This window comes from Frankia sp. CcCS3 (assembly GCF_977927575.1).
The window spans coordinates 3,622-10,688 of record NZ_CDWRCL010000142.1; the positions used below are offsets into that span (position 1 = coordinate 3,622).

The window sequence follows — 7,067 nt, forward strand, 5'->3', positions numbered from 1 at the left end:
CATGTACGTGTTCCGGCCGGGGAAGGCTAGCAAGATAGTTGGCGAGAAAGGCGGGATGAGTGACGTCTGTCGGGTCCGGTGGCATGTAGTTCCCCCGAATTCCAGGCGGTGTGGTGAGGGTGGTGAGGTGACCAAGAATCCACCGGCGGTATGGGTCTGGCAACGAGGTGTCGTCCAGGCGTCTGTGCGTCACGTGGGCCGGAGACGCCGCGACGTTGCTGGTGCCGGGGGATACGTCAAGGAGTCGAAATGAAATAACTTGCGCGTTTCGAACCCTCCACAGGCCTGTGACCTGCGATGATGCTCTCGATCACGTATTTGTTACTTCATTACGTCCCCCAACCTGCCGACCGAGGTGTTATCGGATGGTGGACAGCGCCTTGTTCACGTCTTCGGCGTCGAACTCGACCGGGTCGAACTCGCTGGCGTCCTGCGGGCCCAGCCATCTTGCGACCACGGCTGGTTGGGCTCATGAGTCAATTCTGCTCCCGCCGTCATGGCCGCCCTTCGCAGCCCCGGACAGCGGACCACAGTGTTGGTCTGGAAACAGAGGGGTGGCCGATGTCGCCGACGGGGCTGGCCCGGTGTTCGGTGGCATGATTCTCGTGGGCCGCACTGCGTCGTGCGCTCTCAGTCGGCGCTACGGGTGATGGCATGAGCCTGCACCTGAGCCAGATCGACGAGGCTGGCGAGCTGCTGACCAACGCCCCGTTGGCGCTGCTGATCGGGATGGTGCTGGACCAGCGGGTTTCGGGAAGAACGAACGCGCTGCCGGCCGCCGCTCGAACGATCTAGCGGCCGGCGCCGGGTGACACGGCCGGCAGACCGGATGCGTCAGCGGCTTCGGCGAGGAGCTTGTTGTAGCTGAGGACGACGTCCAGGGAGTCCTTGAGTTCGAGTGCTGTCGCCAGGTGGATCGCGTCGAGGGTGCGCAGCCGGGGCGGTGGAACGCAGGCCGCGTCGGCGAGCAGCGGTGGAGCGATCTGTACAAGATCCACATCGGTCGACAGGAAGGACTCCGCCGGGCCGAGCAGGGCCGGGTTCACCAGGCTGAGCAGCCGGGTCAGTTCGACGGCGAGCAGGGCCGAGGAGACGAGACGCAGTGGCTCCTTCTGCTCGGCGAGCCACTGACGAAGGTCACCCGACTCCTACTCGGCGATGAACACCTTGGCCAGGGCGGATGTGTCGAGATAGATCCGAGTCGGCATCAGCCTTCGCCGCGCAGGTCGGCGAGCCATGCGTCGGTGGAGCGGCCGGTCGGGTTTGCCGCCGGCTCCGGCAGGTGCGCGAGGTTGAACGGACGGGTGGCCTGGCGGATCAGACCGGCGGCGACAAGCTGCTCATAGCGGTCGTCCGCCGCCGGGACGATCCTCGCGACGGTCCTGCCCCGGTCGGTCACCGCGACCGTCTCACCCGCGCGGACCAGCGCGAGCACGCGGGCGGTCCGCTGGGAGAGCTCGCGCATACCCACCCGGAGCCGTCCGTCATCTGCCGCCGCTGTCATACGCTCTACGTTACTACATGTACATCGCTGCTTTGGAGCTGACGATCTACCCTGGGGCCTGGAATCGGTGCGTGCCGAACCTGCGACGATGGCGCGGATGAGCGAGCATGGACGCCACTGCGAGGAACTGATCGCGGATTGTCGCCTCCGGGCGGCGACCGATCTGTTCGCCCATACCTGGGACCCCGTCGTCCTGGCGGCCCTTCGCCCGGGCCCCCGTCGGCGCCGCGAGCTGCGTGCCGCAATCGGCGGCATGAGCGACAAGTGCTCACCGAATCGCTATGCCGGCTGTGTGCCCAGGGCCTGGTGGACCGCCGTGCCTTCGCCCAGTCCCCGCCGCGGGTCGAATACGCACTGACCCCGCTGGGGCAGAGCCTGGTCGACGGCCCGATGAGGGCGCTCAGGAACGCCAGCCACTCGGCGGCAGGCACCCTGAAGATCGGCGAGGTGGAAGCCCGGGCGCGCGTCACCGAGATGGCCACCGCGGGCCGGATCCGCGGCCTTCGCGGCGCGGTCGGCTGACCGGTCGGGTTCGTCGCGGCCAGCCCCTGCCCGCGCGCAGCCGGCTACCCGCCACCGCGGACTACGGCCCGCCTGTGGATGACGAATATCTGTTCGCCGTGGTCGACGTACTCGACGAGATCGCCGCGGAGACTGGTCGGGCCGTGCCGCAGATCGCGCTGAACTGGCTGCTCCAGCGGCCCACGGTGTCCTCCGTCATTATCGGCGCGCGCGACGAGACACAACTCCGGCAAAACTTCGGGGCGGTCGGCTGGTCGCTGAGCACGGGACAGATAGCACGGTTGGACGAGGCCAGTGCCCGCACCGCTCCCTACCCGTACTTTCCGTACCAACGACAGGAGGGTTTCGCCCGGCTGAACCCGTCGCCCGTTTAGAGCTGCGTCCGCCGGTGTCCGCCGGTGGTCTGCTCGGGCGGATGCTCGGCAGGCGGCGGTGGGGACGCTTGCTGCCGCTCAGGATGCAATGCGTGACCTAAATCCGAGCGCGACCCGTCAACGGCACCGGCGGGCGTTGAGCCGGGAGGCCTGGCGCGTCAGGTAATCGCGCTCGGCGAGGTTGGGCGCCTTGTGGGCCGCCTCGGCGTACAGCCGTGCCGCCGTCGCCAGGTCGCCGTCGCGCTCGTGGAGGTACGCCGCCACCGCGGCGTGGCGGGGCAGCGAGTCGTCCAGCGCCGCGAGCGCCGCCAGCCCGGCGCGCGGGCCGTCGGCCTCGCCGACAGCCACTGCGCGGTTGAGCCGGACGCCTGGGCTGTCGGTCAGGCGCGCGAGCTCGTCGTACCACTCGACGATCTGCACCCAGTCAGTCTCCTCGGCGGTGGGCGCGTCAGCGTGGAGTGCCGCGATGGCGGCCTGGGCCTGGAAACTCGCCCAGTCGGTCTCGGGCGAGGGCCGCCTGCAGGATTTCGACGCCCTCGGCGATCGACTCAGTGTCCCACCGGCCGCGGTCCTGCTCGGCGAGCGGCACCAGACTGCCGTCGGGCGCGGTCCGGGTGGCGCGCCGGGCGTGGTGGAGCAGCATGAGGGCGAGCAGCCCCGCCACTTCGGGGTGGTCGACCGCGGCCGCGAGCTGCCGGGTGAGCCGGATGGACTCGGCGGCGAGGTCGACGTCGCCGGAGTAGCCCTCGTTGAAGACCAAGTATGAGGACGCGCAGCACGGTGGCGACGTCGCCGGGCTGGTCGAACCGCACGCCGGAGATGGTGCGCTTGGCACGGCTGATGCGCTGCGCCATGGTCGCCTCGGGCACCAGGTAGGCCTGGGCGATCTGGCGGGTGGTCAGCCCGCCGACGGCGCGCAGCGTGAGCGCGATCGCGGACGGCGGCGTCAGCGACGGGTGGGCGCACAGGAAGTAGAGCTGGAGCGTGTCGTCCACCGCGGGCGCGGGCCCGGGCGCCGGCTCCTCGTCGACGAGGTCCTCACGCCGGCGGCGGGCGGCGTCCGCCCGGGTCGCGTCGAGGAACCGGCGCCAGGCCACGGTGACCAGCCAGCCCTTCGGGTCCCGCGGCGGGTCGGCCGGCCAGACGCGGACCGCTTCGACCAGCGCGTCCTGCAAGGCGTCCTCGTCCGCCGCGAAGTCGGCTCCGCGGCGGACGAGGATCCCGAGCACGCTCGGCGTGAGGCTCCGGAGCAGGGCCTCGTTTAGCTGAGAGGTCACTCCGTGATGGTGGGCGGCGAGGCCAGGAACGGGCGCATCTCGAGCCACTCGTGGATCGGCTTCCCGCCCGCCCCAGGGGCGGCCGACAGGTCCCCGGCCAGCTCGATGGCGCGCTCGTAGCTGTCGACGTCGATCACCATCCAGCCGGCGATGAGGTCCTTGGTCTCGGCGAATGGGCCGTCGGTGACCGGCGGGCGCCCCTCACCGTAGTACCGGACGAACGTCCCCTCGGGGGCAAGCGCCTGACTGTCAACGAACTCGCCGGTCCCCTCGAGCCGGGCCGCGAAGTCGTTCATGTACTGCACGTGCGCTGCGATCTCCTCCGGCGTCCACTGGTCCATGGGCACGTCGTTGACCGAAGCCGGCGCGCCGCGGTAGTGCTTGAGCAGCAAGTACTTAGCCATCGTGTTTCTCCTCGGTGCTGGTGCGACCCATTTTGGTCGCGTTCACCGCAGGGACGGAGCCAGTCGCGGGTTCTCGACATCGCCGGTTGCATCCCGAGCGATGGAGTCTCAGCTGAGCGCCGTCACGACGGCCGTGCTCGTCGCTGTCCGGGAACGCCCGGAGCGGATGCGCGCCGACCGCGACGAAGGTGAGCGGGGAGTGGCCCGCATCGTTGCCCTGGGTCGTCAGATAGCGGCCGCGGTGGTGGTCGACGCGGCGCGCGACCCGGTCGCGAGCCGTCGGTTCGATGAACTGGTGCGAGTGGCAGGTATAGACGTGGTCGCGGTGACCGAGGAGCACGCGGTTCTCGCCCGGCAGGCGTACCGGGACTTCGGCCGGGGCAGCGGCAGTCCTGCCCGGTTGAACTTCGGTGACCCAGGAACGGGATGGTGCTGGACCAGCCAGTCTCGGAAAGGTGGAGTGGGACGGGACGGTCCGCACCCATCTGACAAGTAGCGCCAGGCTTTGGTCCGCGGCACCGCGTTTGTACCCCCTGCTGCCCTCCGCCGCGGGCTGCCTGCGAGGTCGGATCGGCAGATCTGTGAGCCTGCTATCGGAAGAGTAGAGTGCCTGCTGATGGTTGAGTAGAGATGTGGTCGACTATCGGCGTCGTGTCCTCGACGACACACTGGACGCACTTCAGCCGCATCTTCGCGCCCTGTCGATCCACGGGCCGAAGGCGGTGGGCAAGACCGCGACCGCGATGCGGCGCGCAGAGTCGATCATCGATCTCAGCCTTCCCGGCCAGCGTGAGATCATGGCCGCCGATCCGACCGTCCTGACCCGGCTGCCGGGGCCGGTCCTGGTCGACGAGTGGCAGCGCCTTCCCGAGGTGTGGGACCACGTGCGGCGCGCGGTCGACGCCGGCTCGCCGGCCGGTCACTTCATCATCGCGGGCAGTTCCGCACCGCGGGGGGGCAGTGGTCCACTCGGGCGCGGGGCGGATCGTGCCGTTGCGGATGCGTCCGCTGAGCATGGCCGAGCGAGACGTCGACAGGCCGACGGTGGGCCTCGCCGCGCTTCTCCACGGGAACAGCGATATCGGTGGTGCCACCTCGCTTCGGCTGACGGACTACGTCGAGGAGATCACTGCATCAGGCTTTCCCGCCCTCCGCGGCCTGCCACCGCGGGCGCGTCGAGCCGAGCTGGATGCGTACCTGGACAACGTCGTTCAACGGGAGTTCTCTGAGCAGGGCTACCCGATCCGGCGGCCGACGGTGCTGCGCGCCTGGCTCGCCGCCTATGCCGCAGCCACGTCGACGACGACGGCCTGCTCGAAAATCCTGGATGCGGCGACTCCCGTCCTGGGTAACAAGCCGGCCAAGGAGACCACTCTCGCCTATCGTGACGCCCTGTCGTCGCTGTGGTTGCTCGACGCGGTACCGCCGTGGATTCCTACCCGAAACCATCTTGAGCGGCTCGGTCGGTCCCCCAAGCACCATCTGGCGGACCCGGCGCTGGCCGCGCGGCTGCTCGGACTTGACGACTTCGTGCTGCTGCGGGCCGAGCAGGGCAGCACAGTCCTGTCGGCAGGCACGATTCTGGGGGCTCTGGTCGAGCATCTCGCCGCGCTCAGCCTGCATACCTACGCCGAGGCCGCCGAGGCCCGGGTAGGTCACCTGCGCACCCAGAACAACGACCACGAGGTCGACCTGATAGTCGAGCACTCGGACGGCCGCGCGCTGGCGGTTGAGGTGAAACTGGCGGACCGGGTCGAGGACTCCGACGTCAGGCACCTGAACTGGCTACGAGACCGCATCGGAGAAGACCTGATCGACGCCCTCGTGATCTATGCGGGTGCACATGCCTACCGCCGACGTGATGACGTCGCCGTGGTCCCGCTGGCACTTCTCGGTCCGTGACCCACTGGGTGGGTGGCGCCGCGGGCGAAAATCGACCAGCGGGTTTCGGAAAGGACGAGCGGATGTGGACGGCGCGACACCGTTCGCCGAGGCGGGGCCCTCGGACAGGCCGCGCCGCTGGCGGAGGGGTGGCCACCGGAGCACCCGGCACCCCGTGTCTTCTCGTTGCCTGGCCGCTGCGACCGCTCGGCGGCTGATTCACCCAACTCTGGTAAACCTCTGGGCCATGACCGGACATGACGAGGTGACAGAGCTTGACGAGGTGCTCGGCGTCGGTGTCGACCGTCTCCTTCGCTCGGCCGAGGCTCGGGGCCAGGCCCTGCCGGCCGGGCCGGCCGTCACGACGGTCGCGGTCGTCCTGCTGCACAGGGACTCGCGGGTGCGGGCCGGGCTGCCGGAGATCACCGCGGCGCTGGCCAGGGAGATCCTGACCGGGAGCCTCGCGACGCTCGCGGCGCCGGCCCGGGACGACCTGGAAGTCTGCGCTCGCGTGCTGAAGGCTCTGGCGGACGAGCAGCACGCGGCTCGCCTGCTGAGCGCGAAGAAACTGGCGAAGCTCCACGCGGCTGTCGACGAGGCCACCGCGGACTACGAAGAGGCGCTCTTCGCGCCGGAACGGACGACCTGGGAGCGTTTCTACGCCCGGCTCATGCGTGACGAAGGCGTTGAGGTCACCGACGAGTCCGCCGTACGCGTCTGGCTCGCGCGTTACCGCGGGCGTCCCCTGGCGGACCGGAAGGCCGCCTTTCTCGCCGCGACGACCGCTCCCGACGAGACCGAGCCGACGAGGGCGGCGTCCACGCGGCACGCGCGCGCGGCAGTCGTCGGCCAGCTCTCCGAAACCGTGCGGTCCGGCGTGGAGCTTGGCGTCAGAGCCTTCTACCTGCCGTACCTCTATCAGGAGGACGGCACAGACGAGTCCGCGTTGGCGCGGATCGAGGCCTGGGTGGACCGCGTGATCGATGGTGTCACGGCGGCGGGGCTTAGGGCCTGTTTGGGAAGTTTATCGGGGCAGCCATTCGTTGATCGCGGCGATGGTGACTGTTGCTTCTGTCGCGCACGTCTAGCTTGTCTTAGCGGGTCG

General features: G+C 69.4%; 8 protein-coding genes and 3 pseudogenes. 7 read left to right on the forward strand and 4 right to left on the reverse strand.

The window, feature by feature from the left end; all coding sequences use genetic code 11:
- Positions 1-654 precede the first annotated feature (654 nt).
- Entirely contained in the window at positions 655-795 is a 141-nt protein-coding gene (locus tag AC08OQ_RS13030) for a hypothetical protein (RefSeq protein ID WP_462204069.1), read from the forward strand.
- Here AC08OQ_RS13030 and AC08OQ_RS13035 read toward each other — a convergent pair.
- Both AC08OQ_RS13035 and AC08OQ_RS13040 read right to left on the reverse strand, forming a co-directional pair.
- Positions 792-1,124: pseudogene (locus tag AC08OQ_RS13035) on the reverse strand (PIN domain-containing protein); the annotation flags it as partial. The gene AC08OQ_RS13030 and the pseudogene AC08OQ_RS13035 sit on opposite strands and share 4 nt — an antisense overlap.
- A gap of 83 nt (positions 1,125-1,207) precedes the next feature.
- A complete protein-coding gene (locus tag AC08OQ_RS13040) occupies positions 1,208-1,504 on the reverse strand; it encodes a type II toxin-antitoxin system Phd/YefM family antitoxin (RefSeq protein WP_476602211.1) in 297 nt (98 codons plus the stop codon).
- A 264-nt stretch (positions 1,505-1,768) separates the two neighbouring features.
- Here AC08OQ_RS13040 and AC08OQ_RS13045 point away from each other — a divergent pair, with 264 nt between their 5' ends.
- Positions 1,769-2,026, forward strand: coding sequence for a winged helix-turn-helix transcriptional regulator (locus tag AC08OQ_RS13045; protein WP_476602210.1), 258 nt, complete (start codon positions 1,769-1,771; stop codon positions 2,024-2,026).
- Positions 2,027-2,052: 26 nt separating this feature from the next.
- A complete protein-coding gene (locus tag AC08OQ_RS13050) occupies positions 2,053-2,400 on the forward strand; it encodes an aldo/keto reductase (protein ID WP_476612078.1) in 348 nt (115 codons plus the stop codon).
- 117 nt (positions 2,401-2,517) lie between these two features.
- On the opposite strand, the pseudogene AC08OQ_RS13055 reads toward AC08OQ_RS13050, so the two are convergent.
- Positions 2,518-3,677: pseudogene (locus AC08OQ_RS13055) on the reverse strand (RNA polymerase sigma factor).
- Positions 3,674-4,081 carry a YciI family protein gene (locus AC08OQ_RS13060; RefSeq protein WP_476602209.1) on the reverse strand — a complete coding sequence of 136 codons (408 nt, stop codon included), beginning with the start codon at positions 4,079-4,081 and terminating at the stop codon, positions 3,674-3,676. Before AC08OQ_RS13060 ends, AC08OQ_RS13055 begins: the two are co-directional and overlap by 4 nt.
- A gap of 100 nt (positions 4,082-4,181) precedes the next feature.
- On the opposite strand from AC08OQ_RS13060, the gene AC08OQ_RS13065 reads away from it, so the two are divergent.
- The 4 genes and pseudogenes from AC08OQ_RS13065 to AC08OQ_RS13080 all read left to right on the forward strand — a co-directional run.
- Complete coding sequence (locus AC08OQ_RS13065; protein ID WP_476605378.1) at positions 4,182-4,577, forward strand: hypothetical protein; 396 nt, start codon at positions 4,182-4,184, stop codon at positions 4,575-4,577.
- Positions 4,578-4,824: 247 nt separating this feature from the next.
- Positions 4,825-4,971, forward strand: a pseudogene (locus tag AC08OQ_RS13070) (AAA family ATPase); the annotation flags it as partial.
- 124 nt (positions 4,972-5,095) lie between these two features.
- The gene (locus tag AC08OQ_RS13075; protein ID WP_476605377.1) at positions 5,096-5,983 is read left to right on the forward strand and encodes an ATP-binding protein; all 888 of its coding nucleotides are present in this window, start codon (positions 5,096-5,098) and stop codon (positions 5,981-5,983) included.
- Positions 5,984-6,227: 244 nt separating this feature from the next.
- On the forward strand, positions 6,228-7,067 hold an 840-nt coding region (locus AC08OQ_RS13080), incomplete at its 3' end, for a hypothetical protein (RefSeq protein ID WP_476612077.1).